Annotated in this window: 23 protein-coding genes and 1 tRNA gene; 11 read left to right on the top strand and 13 right to left on the bottom strand. The window is 62.2% G+C overall.

Going from position 1 to position 21,393, the window contains the following annotated elements; translation table 11 throughout:
- Nucleotides 1-152: 152 nt before the first annotated feature.
- From J2X24_RS10910 to J2X24_RS10900, 3 genes are all read right to left on the bottom strand, one after another.
- Complete coding sequence (locus tag J2X24_RS10910) at nt 153-3,098, bottom strand: PAS domain-containing protein (RefSeq protein WP_245344612.1); 2,946 nt, start codon at nt 3,096-3,098, stop codon at nt 153-155.
- A gap of 212 nt (nt 3,099-3,310) precedes the next feature.
- Nucleotides 3,311-4,339 (bottom strand): SDR family oxidoreductase, encoded by a 1,029-nt coding sequence (locus J2X24_RS10905; protein WP_209720955.1) that lies wholly within the window; start codon nt 4,337-4,339, stop codon nt 3,311-3,313.
- A 130-nt stretch (nt 4,340-4,469) separates the two neighbouring features.
- Nucleotides 4,470-5,285, bottom strand: a complete 816-nt coding sequence (locus J2X24_RS10900) for a hypothetical protein (protein ID WP_209720951.1) — start codon at nt 5,283-5,285, stop codon at nt 4,470-4,472.
- 265 nt (nt 5,286-5,550) lie between these two features.
- On the opposite strand from J2X24_RS10900, the gene J2X24_RS10895 reads away from it, so the two are divergent.
- From J2X24_RS10895 to J2X24_RS10885, 3 genes are all read left to right on the top strand, one after another.
- On the top strand, nt 5,551-6,456 hold the full coding sequence (locus J2X24_RS10895; RefSeq protein ID WP_245344611.1) for a TIM barrel protein: 906 nt from the start codon (nt 5,551-5,553) through the stop codon (nt 6,454-6,456).
- An 86-nt stretch (nt 6,457-6,542) separates the two neighbouring features.
- Nucleotides 6,543-6,785, top strand: a complete 243-nt coding sequence (locus tag J2X24_RS10890; protein WP_209720948.1) for a hypothetical protein — start codon at nt 6,543-6,545, stop codon at nt 6,783-6,785.
- Nucleotides 6,786-6,794: 9 nt separating this feature from the next.
- Nucleotides 6,795-6,932 carry a hypothetical protein gene (locus J2X24_RS10885; protein ID WP_209720945.1) on the top strand — a complete coding sequence of 46 codons (138 nt, stop codon included), beginning with the start codon at nt 6,795-6,797 and terminating at the stop codon, nt 6,930-6,932.
- An 11-nt stretch (nt 6,933-6,943) separates the two neighbouring features.
- Here J2X24_RS10885 and J2X24_RS10880 read toward each other — a convergent pair.
- Both J2X24_RS10880 and J2X24_RS10875 read right to left on the bottom strand, forming a co-directional pair.
- A tRNA-Gly gene (locus tag J2X24_RS10880) sits at nt 6,944-7,018 on the bottom strand.
- Nucleotides 7,019-7,169: 151 nt separating this feature from the next.
- Nucleotides 7,170-8,156: a 2-hydroxyacid dehydrogenase gene (locus J2X24_RS10875; RefSeq protein ID WP_209720942.1), complete on the bottom strand. Its 987-nt coding sequence runs from the start codon at nt 8,154-8,156 to the stop codon at nt 7,170-7,172.
- Between the two features lie 208 nt (nt 8,157-8,364).
- Here J2X24_RS10875 and J2X24_RS10870 point away from each other — a divergent pair, with 208 nt between their 5' ends.
- The 7 genes from J2X24_RS10870 to J2X24_RS10840 all read left to right on the top strand — a co-directional run bounded on the left by J2X24_RS10870 (nt 8,365) and on the right by J2X24_RS10840 (nt 13,021).
- Nucleotides 8,365-8,877 carry an SH3 domain-containing protein gene (locus J2X24_RS10870; protein WP_245344610.1) on the top strand — a complete coding sequence of 171 codons (513 nt, stop codon included), beginning with the start codon at nt 8,365-8,367 and terminating at the stop codon, nt 8,875-8,877.
- A gap of 124 nt (nt 8,878-9,001) precedes the next feature.
- Complete coding sequence (fabA, locus tag J2X24_RS10865) at nt 9,002-9,520, top strand: 3-hydroxyacyl-[acyl-carrier-protein] dehydratase FabA (RefSeq protein ID WP_209720935.1); 519 nt, start codon at nt 9,002-9,004, stop codon at nt 9,518-9,520.
- 57 nt (nt 9,521-9,577) lie between these two features.
- Nucleotides 9,578-10,801: a beta-ketoacyl-ACP synthase I gene (fabB, locus tag J2X24_RS10860; RefSeq protein WP_209720932.1), complete on the top strand. Its 1,224-nt coding sequence runs from the start codon at nt 9,578-9,580 to the stop codon at nt 10,799-10,801.
- A gap of 204 nt (nt 10,802-11,005) precedes the next feature.
- Entirely contained in the window at nt 11,006-11,824 is an 819-nt protein-coding gene (locus tag J2X24_RS10855) for an enoyl-ACP reductase FabI (RefSeq protein ID WP_209720928.1), read from the top strand.
- Between the two features lie 57 nt (nt 11,825-11,881).
- Nucleotides 11,882-12,295 (top strand): ATPase, encoded by a 414-nt coding sequence (locus J2X24_RS10850; RefSeq protein ID WP_209720925.1) that lies wholly within the window; start codon nt 11,882-11,884, stop codon nt 12,293-12,295.
- Between the two features lie 97 nt (nt 12,296-12,392).
- Complete coding sequence (locus J2X24_RS10845) at nt 12,393-12,617, top strand: hypothetical protein (protein WP_209721276.1); 225 nt, start codon at nt 12,393-12,395, stop codon at nt 12,615-12,617.
- The gene (locus J2X24_RS10840) at nt 12,617-13,021 is read left to right on the top strand and encodes a metallopeptidase family protein (RefSeq protein WP_209720922.1); all 405 of its coding nucleotides are present in this window, start codon (nt 12,617-12,619) and stop codon (nt 13,019-13,021) included. Before J2X24_RS10845 ends, J2X24_RS10840 begins: the two co-directional genes overlap by 1 nt.
- On the opposite strand, the gene J2X24_RS10835 is transcribed toward J2X24_RS10840, so the two are convergent.
- The 8 genes from J2X24_RS10835 to J2X24_RS10800 form a co-directional block, all read right to left on the bottom strand.
- A complete protein-coding gene (locus tag J2X24_RS10835) occupies nt 13,022-13,621 on the bottom strand; it encodes a DUF1700 domain-containing protein (protein WP_209720919.1) in 600 nt (199 codons plus the stop codon).
- An 85-nt stretch (nt 13,622-13,706) separates the two neighbouring features.
- Entirely contained in the window at nt 13,707-14,069 is a 363-nt protein-coding gene (locus J2X24_RS10830; RefSeq protein WP_209720916.1) for a PadR family transcriptional regulator, read from the bottom strand.
- A gap of 124 nt (nt 14,070-14,193) precedes the next feature.
- The gene (locus J2X24_RS10825) at nt 14,194-15,426 is read right to left on the bottom strand and encodes a multidrug effflux MFS transporter (protein ID WP_209720913.1); all 1,233 of its coding nucleotides are present in this window, start codon (nt 15,424-15,426) and stop codon (nt 14,194-14,196) included.
- An 87-nt stretch (nt 15,427-15,513) separates the two neighbouring features.
- A complete protein-coding gene (locus J2X24_RS10820) occupies nt 15,514-17,547 on the bottom strand; it encodes a glycoside hydrolase family 97 protein (RefSeq protein ID WP_209720910.1) in 2,034 nt (677 codons plus the stop codon).
- A gap of 81 nt (nt 17,548-17,628) precedes the next feature.
- On the bottom strand, nt 17,629-18,309 hold the full coding sequence (locus J2X24_RS10815) for a glutathione S-transferase family protein (RefSeq protein ID WP_209720907.1): 681 nt from the start codon (nt 18,307-18,309) through the stop codon (nt 17,629-17,631).
- A gap of 241 nt (nt 18,310-18,550) precedes the next feature.
- Complete coding sequence (locus J2X24_RS10810) at nt 18,551-19,645, bottom strand: saccharopine dehydrogenase NADP-binding domain-containing protein (RefSeq protein WP_209720904.1); 1,095 nt, start codon at nt 19,643-19,645, stop codon at nt 18,551-18,553.
- Nucleotides 19,635-20,255, bottom strand: a complete 621-nt coding sequence (locus J2X24_RS10805; protein ID WP_209720901.1) for a DUF4166 domain-containing protein — start codon at nt 20,253-20,255, stop codon at nt 19,635-19,637. Before J2X24_RS10805 ends, J2X24_RS10810 begins: the two co-directional genes overlap by 11 nt.
- Nucleotides 20,252-20,638 (bottom strand): DCC1-like thiol-disulfide oxidoreductase family protein, encoded by a 387-nt coding sequence (locus J2X24_RS10800; RefSeq protein ID WP_209720898.1) that lies wholly within the window; start codon nt 20,636-20,638, stop codon nt 20,252-20,254. The genes J2X24_RS10805 and J2X24_RS10800 overlap by 4 nt, the downstream gene beginning before the upstream one ends.
- A 229-nt stretch (nt 20,639-20,867) precedes the next feature.
- Here J2X24_RS10800 and J2X24_RS10795 point away from each other — a divergent pair, with 229 nt between their 5' ends.
- Nucleotides 20,868-21,332 carry a DUF2269 family protein gene (locus J2X24_RS10795; RefSeq protein ID WP_209720895.1) on the top strand — a complete coding sequence of 155 codons (465 nt, stop codon included), beginning with the start codon at nt 20,868-20,870 and terminating at the stop codon, nt 21,330-21,332.
- Nucleotides 21,333-21,393 lie beyond the last annotated feature (61 nt).

Raw genomic sequence — 21,393 nt, 5'->3', positions numbered from 1 at the left:
CCTCCCCATCGCTACGCGACAGGGAGGAGAGAAAGCGCCGTGAAACGGCGTGGTGGTGGGGCATCTTACTTTGCGTCAGGTATCAAAAGCCAGAGGATCGTTTATCGTCGCGCATTTTAACCCAAAACCGCAGAGCCCTTCTGGGAATGCGCTTAGTAATCGTCCGACTGGAAGGCCTGCAATTGACGGGTCAGGCGTTCGCCACGCTTGCCGGCGGCCAGCGCCGCTTCGGACAGCTTCTTGATCTGCTCGTTTTCGGCATGGCGGCCCATGACGTCGAGCGCACCGTTGATAACGTTCAGCATCTGGGCGAAGTCCTGGGCCACGTCGCCGGTCAGGCGGCCGACCGTCTCGAAGCGGCGGGCATTCGAGAGCGCCGTCGACAGCTGTTCGACCCGCGCCTGCGCTTCGCTCTGCTGGGCCGTGGCCTGGGCGAGACTGGTCTGAAGCTCGGTTTGTTGCGCCAGTGACTGCGTCAGATTGTTCTGAAGCTCGGTCTGCTGCGCCAGCGACTGGTTCAGGTTGGTCTGCAGCTCCGCTTGTTGCGCCAGGGATTGGTTCAGGCTGGTTTGCAGCTCATCGAGGCGCCGGGTCAGGGCATCGATATCGACGGCGGGCGGCGGGGGGACGGCGGCGAGCTTCGCCTGGACGTCCTCATAGGCGGCGTGCCACTTGCGCATTTCGAACTCGGCGGCGGCGACCTTCTGCTCCCACTCGCGCGTATCCGGCTTGGGCGGCGGCGCCGAAGCGAGCGCGTCGAGCTTGGCGGCCAGAACATCGCCGTGCAGCTTGGCGCCTTCCAACTCGCTGGTGAGGCGTTCGATCTGGGCGTCACGGTCGTCCTTGGTCTCGATAGGCGGCGCCATCAGGATGTCGGACAGCTGCACCTGAAGCTCGTTGCGTGCTTCGCTGGTGTCCTTCAGCCGGGCCTCCAGTTCGGCGATGCGCGCCTCATAAGCCGACGTGTCCGCGACCGGCGCAGGCCGGGCCTCGAGGGCGGCGATCTGCTGCTGCAGCGTGCCGTGATAGATAGTGGTATCGGCCAGCTCGGTATGCAGGGTTTCCACCCGCGCCTTGAGCAGGGCATTCTCTTCGAGCAAGGCCGGATCGGGCTCACGCACGATAACGGGCTCGGGCGCTTCGGGTTCCGGGCGGCTTTTCAGCAGGGCGATTTCGTCGCGCAGGCCGCCATAATAGGTGGTAACGTCGTTCAGTTCGGCGCGCAGGGTTTCCAGCTTGGCCTTCAGCGCGGCATTTTCTTCGGCCACGTCCGGGTCGGCTTCGCGCACGATGACGGGCTCGGGCGCTTCGGGTTCCGGACGCGCCTTCAGGGCTTCGATTTCCTGCCGCAGCGCGCTCTGATGGTCGGCGGCTTCGACCAGTTCGGCCTGAAGGGTTTCCAGCTTCGCTTTCAGGGCGGCGTTTTCTTCCACGTCGGCCGGTCCCGGAGTCTCGGGTTCCGGGCGCGCTTTCAGCGTCTCAATTTCCTGCCGCAATGCGCCCTGATAGGTGGCGGCATCGGCCAGTTCGGCCTGGAGATTTTCGAGTTTCGCCTTCAGCGCCGCGTTTTCCTCGACAACAGCGGGGTCCGCCTCCGTCATGGGAGCGGGCGCATCCGACCAGCCGTAGACGCCGGGCTGTTCGGAAACGGCGGCTTCAAGTTTCGCCTCATATTCCTTGCGGGCAGTCTCCAGGGCTTCCTGGCGGGCGGCTTCGACATCGGCGACGGTCAAACCGGTGACCGGCTGGATGACGACTTCGGCCGGCTGGGTGGTTTTGAGCGCGGTCGAGTCGAACGCCACGCCGTAGATCTGACGTTCACCGGCGGCTGTGGTTTCGGCCTGGCCGCGCATGGTGATCCAGCGCTCCTGGTCCTTGTCGATCACGCGGATATCGAGGTTCAGGGCGTCGCTCTTGCCGCTCAACAGGTCGGCAAAGGCAGTGTCGGCGCGCGCCTGGTCGTCATCGGAAATCAGGGTCGGGCCGCCGTCATATTCGCGGCCGATCAGCCGGCGCATGCCTTCGTCCTCAACGATGGTCTCGGCTTCGGGATCGTACTGCCAGACGCCGATGCCCAATGACGCCAGGGCGGCCTCGGCATTGCGCAGGTCTTCCAGTTCCTGGGCGTCGTCGTCGGTGAGTTCCGAGGCTGGCTTGAACGCCATGGGTGTCTCCTCTGCGGCCGGCGCCGGCGCTTCGGGCGCCGGCCAACCTTCTGATCTAGGTAAGGCCATGACCGTAATGCCGTGTTCGCCGCCTTCGTGGGTATGGACGGCCCAGGCGCTGACGATCATGGCGCGTTCCCCCTCCGCGCCCTTCAGCGTCAGCGGGATCGTTTTCTCGTTGTGCGGCGACGTCTCGTCCTGAGCCTCGCCGAGGTAGTTGATGGCGTTCTGGAAGTCGGCGTCGCTGACGAAGATGTGCGTCCACGTCTTGCCCAGGACATCCTCGCGTCTGACGTCGAAGGCGTCGAGCGCGGCATTGTTGACGTCGACGATCTGGCCCTTGGCGTCCAGGCCCCAGAAGGGCAGGGCGGCGGCGGTGAACCAGTGGCCGCGCCACAAGCCCGTCAGGTCGTCCACGCCTTCGCCGGCATTGCTTTCCAGTTCGACCATGGCCGAGGTCGAGCCGATGACCTCGCCATTGCCGTTCATGATCGGCATGGAGGTGACGCTGACCAGGATCTTTTCGTGGCTGCCGTGGTTGACGATCAGGTGCTGGAAGCCCTTCACCGTCTGGCCGCGCAGGGTGCGCGCGATCGGCAGCATGTCGGCGGGGACGACGCGGCCGTCGGGAAAGGTGATGCCCCAGGTCGCCGAATGGAAGCGCAGTCCGATCAGCTCATTGTCCTTGCGGCCCAGAAGCGTGTGGGCGGCGCGGTTGGCGAAGGTGAACTTGCCAGACGCATCGGTTTCGACCAGGGCCACGGGCACGGCGTTCAGCACGTTGAACATGCGCCGTTCCAGGGTGTCGATCTTGCGTTCGGCCTTGAACAGGAGGTCCTGGAACTGCTTGACCTGCATGGATTTCATGGTCGCCAGGACCCCGGCGCCGATGGACAGCGCCAGGAGGACCGCGGCGACGATGCCAAGGACCAAAATCAGATCTTGCTCACTCGTCAATAACATACGCGCTTGTTAACCCTTGCCTGAGCCGGTCTTCGCCGAACGGAGCGTCGCTGATGCAATTCGCGACACTTTTCGCCCTGTGGACGGTTTCTAGCAAAAACCGTACCTGAAGAGACTTGCAAGGTAATTATCTTACATCACAAATGTTTAAGCGCGTTTTGAGTGAAAAGTGGAAGTTGCCGCTATTCGGCGGGTACTGTAGCTTTCGCCTCTGCACGCACCATGGCCGGCCACACCAGGGCGATCCCAGCGATCGCCACCCCGGCCAGCAGCGCCACCCCACCCGGTAAGGAAGCCTTGGGCGCGGTTTCGTACCGTACGGGGTTACGCCTATGCTTATGGTCGATGCCTCCAGGCACAGCGGGGGCGTGGTACAGGTTGCCGTCGGTGACGGGCACCGGCTTGGCCTTGCGCAGGTAGCGGTCGATCAGGCCCGCCATGACCGATACGAACAGGCCAGGGGCCAGGCCATGCGCTATTTTGGCCGCGGGCGCCGTCCATCCGACCGTGGTCGTGTCGCGTGGCCGGCGTGCCAGCGCGACGACGGCGTCGGCCACTCTGCGCGGGTCGAAGACCGGCGGCGGCGCCTTCAATTCGCGGCCGGTATAGTTGGCGGCGTGGCTCAGGCCCGGCGTGTCGATAAAGGCGGGATAGACGTCGCATATATGGATGTCGCGGTGGCCCGCCAGTTCACCGCGCAGGGCTTCCGAGAAACCGCGCAGGCCGAACTTGCTGGCGCTATAGGCGGCGGAAAACGGCGTGCCGGTATAACCACCCAGCGAAATGATATTGATAAAGGTGCCGTGCTTCTGCGCCTTGAAAATCGGTACCACGGCGTGGGCGTCGGCCATGTGCCCGAAGAGGTTGGCGCGCAGGACCTGTTCGTGGGCTTCGATCGGCGTGTCCTCGAAACGACCAAAGGCGCCGACACCGACATTCGACACCCAGACATCGATGCCGCCGCCGAACCCCACCGCCTTGGATGCAAGGCGCCGGACCGATTGCGGGTCGGTGACATCGACATAGACCGGTTTTACCCGGGCGCCGAGTGCACGGCAGTGGGCGGCGACCGCCTTGACCGCCTTGACGTCGCGTGCCGCCAATACAAGCCGCGCGCCGTGAAGGGCAAAGGCTTCGGCGGTCGCCTCGCCGATCCCGCTTGATGCGCCAGTGATAACGATGGTGGAATGGCTAAGGTCTTTGTGCGTCATGGCAGGGCACCTCTGACAGGAAATGAGGCGGCGGAAATAGCCTGGCATGGCGTTAAATATCGATGGTTCGGGAGGTACGGCGGAACAAAGATGCCCCACTGCGGCCAAGAAGGGCCGCAGTGGGAGCATGTTAGTGCTTGTCGCGCAGGCGGCCGCCGAGTGCCGCGGCGACGCTGGCAATAAAGGCGCCGACCAACAAAGACAGACAAAGTCCAAAGTGCAGGGCGACCATGGCCTCGCGCGCCTTTTCCGCAGCCTCCGCCGCCTTTTTCTTCGCGGCTTCAGCGTTGGTTACTGCGGCGTTGACGCGCGCCTCGGCTTCGGGTTGGGCGACGCCGGTGCGCGCCATCACCTGCCGCACCAGATAGGCGCGGTCGGCCGGTGTCACGGTGCTGTCGGCCATGCCTTGGGCAATGATCCGGCCGGCTTCGGCGCTGGCGTCCGCCGATGGCGTGGTGGCGCCGCGGAACAGGCTTTCGGCATTATAAGCCAGCCGGTCGTTTTCAGCGGCGCCGGCGGCGACGTTTGACGCTGTTTGCAGGACCGAACCAGCAGCGGAAATATAGAGGAAGGCCATAAACAGCGAGGCGATTGCCCATGACAGGAAGCCGTGTGCCGTGTCGCGGAAGAAAACCTCGTCGCTGTGCAGGTCGGCCCATTTGACGCGCATCCGCCCGGCCAGATAGCCGCCGACGCCCGACGACAGCCATTGCATGACGACCAGCCAGATGGCCAGGCCCGCGCCGACTTCGAGTGCATCCTCCGCATCGGCGGTAAAGACCGAGAACGAGGCGAAGCCCAGCGCCGAGCCCAGCGGGATGAGAATAAGGGAAATCGCCGCCGCGGCCGCCGCACCGCCCAGTATGGCGGCCCAGTGAATGCCGGACTGGCTGGATTCAATATTCGGCCGGTCATGCCGGCCGATCGTTTCGGAAGGGGTGTCCATATCCGCGCCCTTTAGAAGATGAGGTAGAGCAGGATAATGACGGGAATCGGCACCCCCAGAAGCCAAAGCAGAATACCCTTACCCATGACGTCCTCCTTGGTGTGATTGTCGGGGGATCAAGGGCTAGGACATTCGTCATTTTCTTGAAATATGCAGTACGCGGCGGAAATATAATGACCCGGTAAGATGAGGTTGCGCGTCCCGAAACCTCAGCGTAGGTTCACTCCAAATATCAGACAATTGGAGGCCAATAATGGAGGGAAGCATGGATAAGGGACAATTGACACGCAGGTCAGCCATGCTGGCGGCAGGTGTTGCGATGACAGCGGCTACGGCAGCGCAGGCGGCCAAACCAGTCAAGGCGGCCAAGGTTGATGCCAAGGCCGCTCTTGCGCCCTATGCCTGCAATATCGACATGTGGTTCCGCCCGACGCCCTTTATGGAACGCTTTGCCCTGGCGGCGAAGTGCGGCTTTACCACGGTGGAATTTTGGCCGGCCCGGCGCGACGGCGGCATCGATGCCCAGGCGATCCGCGGGGAACTGGACAAGCATGGCCTGAAGGTATCGCAGTTCGCCCCGGCGGCGCCGGCCTTTACCAGCCCGGCCAAGTACGGTGAGCTGGACGCCATGATCAAGGACGCCATCGCCGATGCCAAGGTAATGGGATGCTCGCAGATCACCCTGGTCGGCCACCATAATACGGATGGCATGTCGCGCGAAGACATGCTGGTCAGCTATACGGCCGGCCTCATGCGCATCGCGCCGATGCTGGAAGATGCCGGCCTGATGGCTCTGGTCGAGCCGTTCAATACGGTCAATCACCTGAACTTCCTGCTCAACGGCTCGCGGCCGACTGTGGCCATGTGCCGGGCGGTCAATTCGCCGATGGTGAAGATACAATGGGACTTCTTCCACATGCAGCATGAGGAAGGTGACCTGATCAACAAGTTCAAGGCGGGCATCGACCAGGTGGGCTATGTCCAGCTCGGCGACGTGCCAGGCCGCAACCAGCCTGGCACAGGCGAGGTCAACCACGTCAACCTGCTGAAGGCCATTCGCGCGGCGGGTTACAAGGGCTTCCTGGGCCTGGAATACAATCCGCTCGACGGCGACTATGAAAAGGCGACGCGCGACGCCGTGGAGCTGTCGCAGGCCGCCGGCCTGATTTAGAGCCTTTTGCTTTTTCGGCCGGTCAACCGGAGCGAAACCTTAGCTGACGACTCCTATCGTTCATCGCGAACGATAGGAGTTTTGCTATGACGATCAAGGACAACCCACGCCAGAAGGAAGTGGTCAACCGCTTCCAGGGCGTTGTCGACGACGCCGACAAGGGCGGCGATACCTTGACGCGCCAGCCCTCGCCAGCGCGGCATGACGATCGCGTCTTAAAGCAGGAGAAGCTGCCCGCCGACGCCGTGCTGGAAGCCGATGACGGCACGTCTGTTTACAATGAAGAAAAGCGCCACGACCTGACCAGCAATGGTCCAAGGATTGGATAGGAGACATTCATGAGCAAGACCGACAACGCCAATCGCACCAGCCATCCGGCGCCGATGCCCGATCCGGACCAGCGCATCCTCGAAAAGAAGCCGGACGAACAGACGCATAGCCGCCTGGTCGAAAAGGCTGAAAAAGACAGAAAATAAAAGAGAAAGATTGGAGCGGGCGAAGAGGATCGAACTCTCGACATCCACCTTGGCAAGGTGGCGCTCTACCGCTGAGCTACGCCCGCTCATTAATCCTTAAGGCCATCTGGGGCCTTTCGGAGCAGTCATCCCGTTGAGATGTCTGCCGGAGAGGGGCGCCTTATAGACGGAAGCCTGAAATCATTGCAAGGGCCTAAATCACGATTCCTGTGAAAAAGTTTTTCGGCCCATTTTATCTTACAGCATCGCCGGGATAACGCGGTCCGGCGGGCGGTGGCCGTCCTGGAAGGTCTTGACGTTCAGGATGACGCGGTCGCCCATGTCCTGGCGCGCTTCGATTGTCGAGGATGCCATGTGCGGCAGGAGGATGGCGTTGGGCAGCCCAATCAGTTCCGGATTGATCGCCGGCTCGCGCTCATAGACGTCGAGGCCGACCCCGGCGATGCGCTTGTCGCGCAGCATGGCGGCCAGCGCCTGTTCGTCGACGATCTGGCCGCGCGCGGTGTTGACCAGCAGGGCGTGCGGCTGCAGCTTTGCCAGCCGTTCCGCGCTCAGCAGGTGGTGCGTGCCCGATCCGCCCGGCGCATTGATCGACACCACATCCATTCGCGACAGCATCTGGTCGAGATCGTCCCAGTAGGTTGCCTGCAGGTCGTCGCTGATCCGCGCCGATACCGGTTTCCGGTTATGATAGTGGACGCTCATGCCAAAGGCGCGGGCGCGGCGGGCCAGGGCCTGGCCGATACGGCCCATGCCGACAATGCCCAGGCGCTTGCCGAAGACGCGGCGGCCCAGCATGAAGGTCGGCGACCAGGCGGAAAACTCGCCTTTTTGCACGATTTCGGCGCCCTCGACGAAACGGCGCGATACGGCCAGGATCAGGCCCATGGTCATTTCGGCCGTGTCTTCGGTCAGCACGCCCGGCGTATTGGTGATGATGATGCCTTTTTCCGAGCCATAGACGATGTCGATATGGTCGTAGCCGACGCCGAAGTTCGCGATCATCTTCAGCTGCTCGCCGCATTCATCGAAGAATTCGGCGTCGAGGCGGTCGTTGATCGAGCTGACCAGCACATCGGCGGTCTTGGCCGCTTCGAACAGCTTGTCACGCGGCATCTGGTCGAGCGTCAGCCACAATGTGGTGTTGAACAGCTCGCGCATGCGCGTTTCGACGGCGTCGGGCAGCTTGACGGTCAGGATGACCTTGAGTTTCGGGTTGCTCATCACAGCCTTCTGGACCCAACGATTGCGGCGATTAGGGTCTTGTTAACCAAATCTGAACCCTTCGACGGAATCATGCGGCCAATATTACTGAGTACAGTAACTATAGGGTCAGTTTCCCCGTATGCCGCGCAGCCCGTCCAGAGTTCAGGTTCAAGCCTTTCCCATGCCCTTGACTGTGTGGTCAAGCGCTTTTGCGACTCTCATCGCCTTGACAGCGTTGGTATTTATGGGCTGGAGCGCGCCTGTACACGCCGAAACGAAAAGCTTCGATACGCCGTCGGGCAGCCCCGTGCCGCGCTGGGCCATGTTGCGCCGCTCCGAAGTCTATGCGCGCAAGGGGCCCAGCAAGGACAGCCGCATCGTCTGGACCTACCGCAAGGCCTCGATGCCCGTCCAGATCATTTCGGAAACGCGCGACTGGCGGCTGGTCTGCGACGTCGATGGCGGCGTCGCCTGGGTCAGCAAGACGATGCTGCAAAGCCAGAAGAGCGTCATGGTGCCGAACGGCGCCAAGAGCCTGGAGTTGCACGCCTCGCCCGACGCCGGCAGCAAGGTCAAGGCCTATGTGCGCCCGCGCAGCCTGGCGCAACTGGACAAGTGCAGGAAGGGCTGGTGCAAGATCAGCGTCGGCACGGTCAGCGGCTGGGCGCCGGAAGGATCGCTGTGGGGGACGCAAGATCAGGCGGTCTGCCGTCGCCCGGACCTGTTCGCCGGCCGGTAGTTTCGTGCCTACTCTGCAAAAAGGACCATCGATAAAAAACAATTGAGCCATTGCGCGGTGTCGTGTAACGCAACCTGTCAATTCGTTACATCGGCCCTGTGGCCGCAGTGGAGCCTATCCGTCTATGTCAGAGCGTCCTAACTCCCTCGATTACGAAGCCCTGTTGGCCTGTGCGCGGGGGGAGATGTTCGGACCCGGCAATGCCCAGCTGCCCGCCCCGCCGATGCTGATGTTCGATCGCATCGTCAGCATCACCGAGGACGGCGGCGCCAACAATAAGGGCTATATCGAGGCGGAACTCGATATCAACCCGGACCTGTGGTTCTTTGCCTGCCACTTCATCGGTGATCCGGTCATGCCGGGCTGCCTGGGGCTGGATGCCATGTGGCAGCTGGTCGGTTTCTACCTCGGCTGGCGCGGCAATCCGGGCCGTGGCCGCGCCCTGGGCGTCGGCGAGGTCAAGTTCACCGGCCAGGTCACGCCGAAAGTGCAGAAGGTCGTCTACAAGATCGACATGAAGCGCGTCATGTCGGGCAAACTGATCATGGGCATCGCCGACGGGGTTGTCGAAGCCGACGGCAAGCTTATCTATCAGGCGTCCGGACTGCGGGTCGGTTTGTTCGATGCCAAGGAATTGGGCTAGGGTCGCACGCAAAGACGGCCGCCGGGGGATGGACTAACAGAATTCAGGATTTGCGGAATGCGTAGAGTAGTGGTGACAGGTCTGGGGATTGTGTCGTCGATCGGCACGGGTGCGGACGAGGTGACCGATTCGCTGCGCAACGCCCGCTCGGGCGTTGTCTTTGCCGAGGATTATCACGCACACGGCTTCAAGTGCCAGGTCCATGCCCCGCCCAAGATCGGCGACTGGACCCAGATGGTTGACCGCCGCGCCGCCCGCTTCCTGGCGCCCGGCACCGCCTACGGCCATATCGCCATGGAACAGGCCATTGCCCATGCCGGTCTGGAAAAGGACGATATCTCCAACGAGATGAGCGGCATCCTGTTCGGTTCGGGCGGTCCTTCCACCCGCGCCATTGTCGAAGCCGCCGACACGACGCGCGAAAAGGGCTCGCCCAAGCGCATCGGGCCGTTCGCCGTCCCCAAAGCCATGTCCTCGGGCCCATCTGCGACGCTTGCCACCTGGTTCGAGATCAAAGGCCTCAACTATTCGATCAGTTCGGCCTGTGCGACCTCGGTGCACTGCATCGGCGCGGCCGCCGAACAGATCATGATGGGCAAGCAGGACCTGATGTTCGCCGGCGGCACCGAAGAGCTCGACTGGACGCTCAGCGACCTGTTCGACGCCATGGGCGCCATGTCGTCCAACTTCAACGACACGCCGTCGGTCGCCTCGCGCGCCTATGACCGTGATCGCGACGGCTTCGTCATCGCTGGCGGCGCCGGCATGGTCATCCTGGAAGACTATGAACGCGCCAAGGCGCGCGGCGCCAATATCCTGGCCGAAATCGTCGGCTACGCCGCCAATTCGGACGGCTACGACATGGTGGCCCCGAGTGGTGAGGGCGCCGAACGCTGCATGAAGCTGGCCATGCGTGGCGCCGGCAACCGCCGCATCGCCTACCTCAATCCGCACGGCACCTCGACCCCGGTCGGCGACGCCAAGGAAATGGAAGCCGTGCGCAATGTCTTCGGCAACGATATGCCGCTGATTTCCTCGACCAAGTCGCTGACGGGCCACAGCCTGGGCGCGGCCGGCGCGCAGGAAGCCATCTACTGCCTGCTGATGATGCAGAACGGTTTTGCGGCCGAGAGCGCCCATATCGAAAACCTCGATCCGGCGTTTGACGGCATGCCAATCCTGCGCGAACGCAAGGACACGCAGCTCGAGACCGTGATGTCGAACTCGTTCGGCTTCGGGGGCACCAACGGGACGCTGATCCTCAGCCAGGCGGATTTGTAATCCTTTCCTTCTCCCTGCTTGCGGGGAGAAGGTGGTCCGCAGGACCGGATGAGGGGCAGAACTTTTTCCGCACCGGTCACGGCTTCCATTTGCCCCTCACCCTAACCCTCTCCCCGCAAGCAGGGAGAGGGAACTTAACGACTTGCCATTTCCGGTGATATTTGCTCAAACCGCGCAACAAAATTTCATTGCGAGGGTATGACAATGGCTGAAGACGGTTGGGTATTCCCCAAGGGCGAACTGATGAAGGGCAAAAAAGGCCTGGTCATGGGTATCGCCAATGACAAGTCGATTGCCTGGGGCATTGCCTCGCAATTGGCCGCGCAAGGCGCCGATATGGCGTTTTCGTATATGGGAGAATCGCTGCTGCGCCGCGTCGAGCCGCTGGCCCAGTCGGTCGGTGTCAAGCATCTGATCGAATGCGACGTCACCTCGGACTCTTCGATGGATCAGGCGTTTGCCAAGCTGAAGGAGATCTACGGAGAGATCGACTTCGTTGTCCACTCGATCGCCTTCGCGAACAAGAACGAACTGCAGGGTTCGTTTGTCGAGAACACCACGCGCGACAGCTTCCTGCTGGCCATGAACGTCTCGGCCTTCTCGTTCGTCGATGTCTCGCGCCGCGCCGCTGAGCTGATGCCGAACGGTGGCTCGCTGATCACGCTGACCTATCTCGGCGCCGAACGCACCATCCCGAACTACAACACCATGGGCGTCGCCAAGGCCGCGTTGGAAGCCTCGACGCGCTACATCGCCCGCGACCTGGGTCCCAAGGGTATCCGCGCCAACGCCATCTCGGCCGGCGCCATGCGCACGCTCAGCCTGGCTGGCATCTCCGGCGGCCGCGGCCTGCATTCCAAGAGCGGCCAGTTCTCGATGACCAAGACCGAAACCTCGATGGAAGGCGTGGCCGGCTGCGCCCTGTGGCTGGCGTCAGACCTCGGCCACTCGACGACCGGCGAAGTCGTCCACGTTGACGGCGGATTCCATGCCGTGGGCTTGCCGGATGGGTTAGATGCCTAAGCAGCATTTTGCTGCTTAGTGCCCATTTCAGGCCTGGAGCGTGGGATGCGAAGGTGCTTGATCATTGCAGGACCAAATGGCGCAGGTAAGGCGACCTTCGCGCTGAAGCACTTACCGGGTGTCGGTGTTCGCCGCTTTTTGAATGCCGATATGATCGCGTCGGGTTTATCGCCGTTTGCGCCGGAATTACAAGCAGCGACGGCAGCCCGATTGTTTCTGGGGGAAATGGAAGCGTGCATTGCGGCCGGTGAAGACTTTGCCTTTGAGACGACATTGTCCGGCAAGGCCTATCTGAACCTGATTAACCGACTGCATGAGCAGGATTGGACGGTCGAACTCTTCTATCTGGCCCTGCCAGATGTTGCTGCTTCCAAAGCGCGTGTTGCTGAACGCGTAGCGCATGGCGGACACAATTATTCCCGTCGCGGACATCGAGCGGCGCTTTCCTCGCAGTTTGCGCAACTTACTTAGTTCCTATAGGATGACGTTGATCGATGTGTTTGTTTGCTTAACGCAGATGTAGAGATGTCCCTAGTTTTCGAACAGATGGGACCAAAGACGACCGTTTATGACCGAGCCGAATATGAACGCCTCCAGCGCAACGCCGATCGACACCGTTGAGTACGATGGGCAGCCGTCTGAATTTGCACGAGCAGGTCTGCAGTCGCTGGAAGGCGCCGTGGCCGAGGCCATCGACCGCAAGCGCCGGCTGGGCCAGTACTGGGTCGGGTGGGATGGCAAAAAGCCGGTAAAGATCTATCCCGAAAATTCCGTCGACAGCGCCGCCGAATAATGCCGCTTTTCGGGGTGGCGCCGACGCTTGAAGATATCGAAACGCTTGCACGGACGGCGCTGGAGCGCTTGCCGGAACCGTTTGCCGGCCATCTGCGCGGTGTGGTGCTGATTGTCGAGGATTTTCCGTCCGAAGAACTGCTCGAAGAGCTGGGCATCGAGGACCCGTTCGACTTGACCGGGCTTTACAGTGGACGGCCGGCCGAACTTGAGGCCATGACCGGCGATCTGCCGCCGATGATCCACCTGTTCCGGCGGCCCATCCTCGACGAATGGGCCGATGGTGGAGTGACGCTGGAGGACCTGGTGGTCCACGTCGTCGTCCATGAAGCCGGTCATCATTTCGGCCTGTCGGACGACGACATGGAATGGCTGGAAGCCGAGCTGAAAAGCCCCGTGCATTGATCAGGCTGCGGCAAGTTGCTCGCGCTTGCCCTTGATAGTTTTCAGGGTGCCGACGACGCAGTAACGCGCCATCAGAAAGCCGACGAGGATCAGCACGATCAGAAGCGGGTAGATCCAGGCGCCAGCAATATCGGTCGCCCCTTCCGGCGGGGTCCAAGTGCCGAGCCTCAGGATGGTATTGTGGTCCTCAGCCCGGTACCAAAGCCCCACTAATTCCGGCCGAAAAATCTCGATGATCAAGGATATGGCTGAGCTGAGGCCGATGCCGCCGGCGATAAGCGTACCCATCAGGCCGAAGAAGGCCAGGGTGCTGCGGCCTGCGAAAACAGTAAGCGTCTTGAGCATGGGGATAATCCTTTTGCTGGTGAGGGCGGTGTTGAGGGAATGGTCGTCGAGAAAGCCGCGCGCATAGGCGCGGGCGTCGCCAAAACCGTGCAGGGCGTTCTCAGGCGAAAGACCGGCGGCGATCCGGTCTTCAAGATGCGCCCGCGCCTCACGGATAATGTCGTCGCGTTCCGCCTGCGGCAGAGGCCTAAGGGCCTGTTGCAGAGTGTTCAGCCATTGGATGACGTGGGAAGGAAGGGGCGCGCGGTCGGTCATTGGGCAGGGTCCGGTCGGAGAGACTTAACGGCAAGTTTCAGGTTGGGGTGGGGCATGTCGGCAATTCGGCGATCGATCGGGGCTGTCATGCGCCGCGCCTCTTAAGGAAGGCGTTCAGCCGTGCCGCCATGTCGAGCCATGCAGCCGACTGCTCGGCAAGTTCCGAAGCGCCCGCGTCCGTCAGGCCATAGTATTTGCGTGGATGCGAGGCGCCCTGCTCATGCCGCCACTCCGACGCGATCAGTCCGGCTTTTTCCAGCCGGTGCAGCAGGGGGTAGAGCGTACCTTCCGCCAGATCGAGCCCCGCCTCGTCGCGCAGGGCGTCGAGTATTTTCAATCCATACTGAGGGCCATCCCTGAGCAGGCTCAGCAAGGCCAGCTCCAGCACCCCCTTGTACATCTGGGTGCGCCGGCTTTCCGGTGTCTTGTCGGCAGGCTTTGGTGGCATAAGGTGTCTTTCAAAGCATGTTACTTTGTAGTGCAAGGTATATTGTCAAATGAAAACGGACGCAACCCGAATCGGGCCGCGTCCGCATTACATTTCATTTAATCGTGAAATTTCAGCAGCTTGTTCAGTTTTTAAACAGCTTGCCCTTTTCGCCGGCGGCGACGAGGCCTAGGGCGATCAGCCCGCAGATCAGCGCGCCGATGGGCAACAGGGACACATGGCCGGCCCAATGCTGGCCGATCCAGGCCGAGATGACGGCGCCGCCAACCGTGACGACGACGCCCTGGATCGAAGACGCTGTGCCGGCCACGTGGCCGACCTTTTCCATGGCGATCGCCGAGAAGTTGGACGTCGTCAGGCTCATGGCGCCCATGGTCAGGCCTTGCAGGATGACAAACATCAGAATGGTTTCGTTGGCCAGGCTGGCGACCGCGAAATGGACGACTGCAAACAGGATAAAAGCGCACAGGGCCGAATGCGAGATCCGCTTCAGGCCCAGCTTTTCGACCAGCGAGGCGTTGACCATCGATCCGACGGCCATGGTGGCGGCACAGGCGGCGAAGACCGCGGCCATCCAGCCGGGCGCCTTGAAGAAGTCGTTGAATACCTGCGGCATCAGCGAGACATAGGCCAGCAACGAGCCGACCAGAAACGCCATGGACAGCGTGTAGACGACCGACGACATGTCGGTGACGACGAACATACCAACGCGCTTCAGGTGCCCCAGGTCAGGCTTGTGCCGGTTTTCCATCGCCAGGGTCTCGGGCAGGCGCAGCCACGCCCACAGGGCGACGACGGTGCCGAGGAAGGCCATGACGAGGAAGATCACGCGCCAGTGGGCGAACATCAGGATCAGCTGGCCGAGGCTCGGCGCCAGGATCGGCACGATCAGGAAGACGACGTAGCTCATCGACATGACCTTGGCCATGCGCGGACCGGCATAGAGGTCGCGCACCACCGAGCGTGTCACCACGCCCGTGGCTGAAATGGCCAGGCCCTGCAGCAGGCGCAATACAAGCAACAGGCCGAAATCGTTGACGAAAGCGGCAACCAAAGCCAGCGCGACATACAGGACGATGCCGGTAACCAGCAGGCGCTTGCGTCCCAGCCAGTCGGACAACACGCCCATGAACAGCTGACCCACGCCCATGCCGCCGAAATAGGCCGACACGATCCATTGCAGGTGGTTTTCGACCTGTACGTTCAGCTCCTGCCCAATGGTGGGCAGGGCGGGCAACATGGCGTCAATGCCAAGCGCGCCGAGCGCCATCATGCTGGCGATCAGGGCGACGAATTCGGCGAAGGAGGGCTGCGAGGGCGCAGCCTGTCCGGCGGGAGCTTGCATGGGGGCTGACATGCGCTCCCTATACGCCTTTTAGTGTGCAGATGCGAGATGAAACGCAGTTCCATCTGCAACAAGTGTCAGTAAGTGTTACAGCCCCGGTTACTTGCGCTTCTTCGGCTTGGCCGCGGGCGTCAGGGTAACCGCTGCCCCGCCCGAAGGCGCCAGCGTCAGGGTCAGGGTCTTTGTGCTGTCCACAGTCTCTTCGCTTACCGTCAGGCTGTTCACATCGGCGCCGTCCTGAAGCAGTGACGCCTTGTAGCTGCCGGTCTTCAGAAAGCTGAGCGGTACGGTAACCGTTCGGCCTTCTTCGTTAGTCATGGCGCCGACATACCAGGTGTCGCCGGACCGACGGGCCATAACGATGGACTGGCCGATATCGCCGGACAGGACGCGCGTCTCATCCCAGGTCACCGGCGTTCTGGCGATGAACTGCGCGCCATCCGCCCAGGAGCCGTCGGCCTTCTTATAAGCGCCTGGACCATCGGCCAGCATGTTGAACGGCGAATCGTAGACAACGTACATGGCGACGGCCTGGCCGCGCGTCGTCTGGACAAACGGGTCCTTGTTGCGCGGTGAGAAGTCCTGAGGCTTCACCGAACGGAAGCCGCCCGGCGTGTAGTCGATCGGACCCAGGATCATGCGCGTATAGGGCAGGGTGACATTGTGCGTGGCGGTGACGCGCTTGGACCATTTGTTGTACTCGGCGCCCATGACGCCTTCCTGCGTCATATAGTTGGGCCAGGTGCGGTTGAGACCCGTCGGCGCGAACGCCCCGTGCAGGTCGATCATCAGCTTGCGGTCGGCCGACTTCGACAGCAGCTTGTGATAGTAGTCGACAATGTCCTGGTCGCTGCGGTCCATGAAGTCGACCTTGACGCCCTTGAGGCCCCAGGCCTGGAACTGGTCGAGCGCCGCGTCCATCTGCTGGTCGAGCTGCTGCCACTGCGCCCATACCCAGACGCCGACGCCGCGCTCCTTGGCGTATTTGACGATGGCCGGCATGTCCATTTCCGGCTTGGACCGGGTCAGGTCGGCATTCGGGTTGGCTTCGGTGGAGCTGCCGACCGACCAGCCCTCGTCGATCAGGATGTATTCGAGGCCGGCCTCCTTGGCGAAGTCGATATAGGCCTTGTAGCTGTCGGTGTTGACGCCGGGATTGGGCGCGCTGACCGACCAGCCGTTCCACCAGTCCCAGGCCGCCTTGCCGGGCTTGATCCACGATGTGTCCTTGATGCGCGAAGGGGCGGCCAGCTGCGGGATCAGGGTCGATGCGGTCAGGGCGCCGGGCGTATCGCCGATCATGACCACCCGCCACGGCGTCTGGAAGGCGGTATCCGTCAGGGTCAGCTTGGCGGCGATAAAGCGCTGGCGCGCGCCGGGATCGTTGTCGAGACGGGGCGAGGCGATAACCTGGACGCCCCGGTCATTGTCGCCGCCGCCGATGCGCGAGAGCAGCGATGCCGGGTAGTGTTCGACATCGGCTTCGGCGAGGGCAAAGGTGGTAGTGCCTTCGCCCGTCTTGCACACCAGCGGGTAGTCGAACAGGTTGTGTGGACGGATCTGCGAGGTCTTGAGCTTGTCGAACTCGCCTTCGTGGCTGGTGTTGAAGCGGCCGAGATTGAGGCCCCAGCAGTCGTAGTCGGCGGCGAACATGTAGCGCGTCGCTTCTTCGGTGACGGCGACGTCCGTCCCTAAGCCGCTCTTGGCATCAAACGCATAGCGCACGGCCGCGCCGCTGTCATAGGCGCGCACGATGACCGAATAGGTAAGGGGCGTGGCGCCGCCTTGGGCAAAGGTTAGCGTGCTTTCGTTATAGCGGTCGGCAACGTCCTTCGTCTTGCCGACGACAAGCTGGAAGGTCTCGTTGACCGACCGGTCGGCGGCACTTTTAAGTGTCTGCGGGCCCTGGCCAAGTGCACCCTTGTCGGTGCGCAGGCCGAGCGGCGAGGGCGAAATAATCGCCTTGCCGTCGCGGCTGACGCTGTAGGTCACACCGCCATCGCCATGTTCGACGCTGATTTGTATGCGGCCGTCAGGCGAAGACACGGTCTTGGTGGCGGCCTGAACCGCGCCGGCTCCGGCCAGGGATGCGGCAAGAGCGATAAGGCTTACACGTGCAATGGACAGCGACATGGTTCGGGCTCCCTGACTTCGTTTTGTTATCGATTACAGGGACCATATTTTGTACGATATTTTCGCGCAAGCCCGTCCGCGCTATTTGGCGCGGAAGTCGGCGATTATCTCACCCGAGGCCGCGATTTCGGCTTCGTGCGGCAGGTCGCGCTGGGTTTCGGCCAAGCCGCCTTCGTACCATTCGACCATGGCGGGCAAGGCCAGCATCCGGTCGGCATAGGCGCGCGCGGTGGCGCTCAGTTCGAAGCCCGCGCCATAGGTCTGGATGCGGAAAACCACCGGCGCGAAGAAGGCATCGACAGCGGTAAATGCCTCACCCGCCAGATAAGCGCCGCCGAAGTTGGTCAGGCCGGTGGTCCACAGCGCATCGATACGGGCCAGGTCACGCATCAGCGCTGGTGGCGTGTCGTGCAGCTTGACGCGGATGCCGACGCTCATCGAGCAGATATTGCGCAGCGTCGAAAAGCCGGAGTGCATCTCAGCCGCCGCCGAACGGGCAAAGGCGCGCGCGGCCTTATTTGCCGGCCATACGGCGGGGTATGCCTCATGGACATATTCGGCGATGGCCAGCGAATCCCAGACGGTCGTCGCACCATCGACCAGGGCCGGGACGAGGGCGGTGGGCGAGAAGGTGGAGAAGCCCGGACCTTCACCGAAATAGTGCTGGCGTTCGGTGAAAGGAATGCCGAGCGCCTTCAGGAGCACCCATGGCCGCAGCGACCAGGACGAATAGTTCTTGTTGCCGATATGCAGTTCGTACATGGGAGGCTCCTTCTCTTTTCTCCTCCCTGTGCCGAACGCATAGGGAGGGGGACCGCCAGCGAAGCGCAGCGGTGGAGGGGGTGAGCGCAGGTGTTACCCCACCATCACATCTCACTCGCTAACGCTCGTTCGTGTGGTCCCCCTCCCCATCGCTGCGCGACAGGGAGGAGAGGCTTTTGCGCTGTTTTGCCCCGATTAACGAGAGGGCATTTCCGCCAATCGCCCCAAACAACCGGCCAAATTAGTAGGTGGCGATGTCGAAGCGCTGAAGCTCATCCAGATAGTCCTCCAGCCGGACCAGGCCGACGCAGGCCCGCGCGCCGGGCGTCAATGCCGCGTCCTGCTCATACAGCCGCTTGGCGAGCAGGATCGCTGGTACGCAGGGGATTTGCGGGCCATGACCGGATTTGGCGACGATCGCCCATTTTTCCGTCAACGGCCGTCCGTCCAGTCCCGCGCCGCCCATAACCATATGCATGCCACCAACGTCGCTGCCTAAACCATTGAAGGCATTGCTGGCGGCCAATAACGGCCGGGCCAGCTTGACCAGGTTGAGCGGCAGGCGACACCGCACCAGCCATGACATCATCCATAACCCGACGTGTAATGCGCCGATTTCCAGCCCTGCACCAAAGCGGATATCGCGTAGGCCATAGGCTTCGGGCAGCAGGTCGAGATCGGGCACATCGCAATTGGCCAGCCAGCGCTTGCCCATGACCGGATAATCGTAGCGCCTGAGATCCTGCCAGCCATAGGCCTTCGGATGGCCTGCGAACGGCCGCAGACGCTTGCCGACATAGCTCATGATGGCGCGGGTCGTCGCCAGCCCGCGCTCGGCCCTTTGTCCGGGGGAAATGCCGAAATCGAGGCGATCCAGCCGGCCAAAGCGCGGCCGGAAATGCTCCAGCACGGCCGACGACAGCCCTGGCACGGTGCTGGCGCCGCTGATCAGCGTCACGCCAGCGGCCTTGGCGTCGGCATCCAACCCACGGAATTCGCGGACGAAATCGCGTCCGTCAGCCAGGTCGACATAGTGGGCGCCGGCTTCGATGCAAGCCTTGGCGACGGCGTAGTCCGCGCCCTGGAACGGTCCGCAGGTATGGACGACGACCGACGGCTTTTCGAGCTTCAGCGTCGCAAGGAAATCTTCGTTGATGTCGAGCCGCAATCCACGCGCCCCGGGCAATGTGCCCGCCAGCGCTTCCGCCCGATTCCAGTCGCGGCCGGCGATAATGACCGGTACGTTGTGGCGGCTGAGCGCCGCGGCGATGCGCTTGCCGAAATTGCCGTAGCCGCCCAAAATCAAAACAGGATTCGTGAGGGCTTCACCGGTCAAGCGTCACCTCCGTCACCCGGAACTCACCCTCATAGCCGTAATCCATCGCCTTGCCGAACACGCTGCCGGACGTGCCCATGCGCATACGGAAACTGTCCTCGCCGGTGGCTTCTTCAAAGGCATCGCCGCGCCCCATGAACAGTTCGCCCAGGCCCAGCAGCGGCACGTCGACGCCAAGGATACGCCAGACATAGCCCTTATGCTCCAGCATCACCTTGCCATCTTTGAAGTGATAGCCGCAACGCCAGCCGATACCGCACGGCATGTATTCGGTGACGTCGTGCGGGCCGCGCGGCATCAGCCGCGAGCGGAAAACGTACGGCTTGCCCGGAAACGCAAAGCGGCGCTCAAACACAAAGACATTGCTCTCAAACTCGCTCAGGAAATGGACGGTGCAGGCGACATTGTCGCCATCCCGCGGCGTCAGCATGCCGAGCGCGCCCATCACAGGCGCCACCAGCTTCATCATCCAGCCCATGCGGATGGTGAGACTGCCTTCGACCGTCACCCAGTCGCGCGTATACGGCCGGTTGGCGTAGTGCAGCTTCATGGCGGGCGGCAAGGCGTCCCATTGCTCCGCGAAGACTTCGGCAAAGGTCGGTTTCATCATATCGGCGTGCGGCCCATCATTTTCAGTATGGAGTTGCGCAGGAACTTCATTGCCGGATAGGCAAGCCGCACCGTCTGCGGGTTTCGAAATAGCAACACATTCAACCGATTCAGCCAGTCATTGTCCGATCCCAACATGGCCAACAGATGCAGTGCTTCGGCGCCGTGGTAAAGCCGGCTGTTGAAGCTGGCGATAATGCCTTCGTTGAGGTCGAGATTGGCGGCCGTGATCGCCTGCATGATTTCCGTATCCCCCGCCTCCCGCGCATTGACGACGTGCAGGTCGCCGACCGACTTTTTCAGGCGGTACATTTGCGCCGTCGCCGAGCAGAACGGACAGTCGCCGTCATAGACGAGCCATAGGGTGGCGGGTGGATTGCTCATGCCGGATCAACGGGTTAAGGTGCCCGAGCTTAGCATGCGAGGGGATGGCGGCAATGACGAACTGTGCGGCATATAGTCCCCTCTCCCTGCTTGCGGGAAAGGGTAGGCACCGGGCGGCGAGCCTGAGTGGCATGCGGACGCAGCGGCGTAGGCGGAAAGCGTTTTCGCCCATCATCCGGTTCGCCAAGGCGAACCACCTTCTCCCCGTTTTGACGGGGAGAAGGAAAGGATGACCTACCTGCTGATCAAATGGATTCATATTCTGTCATCCACCGTCATTTTCGGCACCGGATTGGGTAGCGCCTTCTGGATGTTTGTCGCCAACCGGTCGAAGAACGTTCCCGCCATCGCCTTCGCCGCGCGCACCGTTGTGCTGGCCGACTGGCTGTTCATTGCGCCGACCGCCGTGCTTCAGCCGCTCACCGGCTTGTATCTCGTCCACCTTGCCGGCTATCCGCTGACGGCGCCGTGGCTTATGGCGTCGGTCATTCTCTACGTCTTCTCGGCGGCCTGCTGGCTACCGGTGGTGTGGATCCAAATCCGCATGAAGCAACTGGCCAACGCCGCACTGGCGGCCAATGAGCCTCTGCCGGCGCAATACTGGGCCTTCGATCGCTGGTGGATTATCCTGGGCAGCCTGGCTTTTCCGGCGTTTATCGTCATCTTCTGGCTGATGGTGTTTACGCCATCCTGAGAAGACGAGGCTGGGGATAAGTCGCGCAAACCTATTGCGCGTTCGGCTTATGCGCCCATGT

It is taken from the genome of Asticcacaulis solisilvae (genome assembly GCF_017875235.1).
In the GTDB taxonomy this organism is placed as follows: domain Bacteria; phylum Pseudomonadota; class Alphaproteobacteria; order Caulobacterales; family Caulobacteraceae; genus Asticcacaulis; species Asticcacaulis solisilvae_A.
Note: the sequence above shows the minus strand (reverse complement) of the source record. Positions and strands in the feature narration are given on the sequence as shown.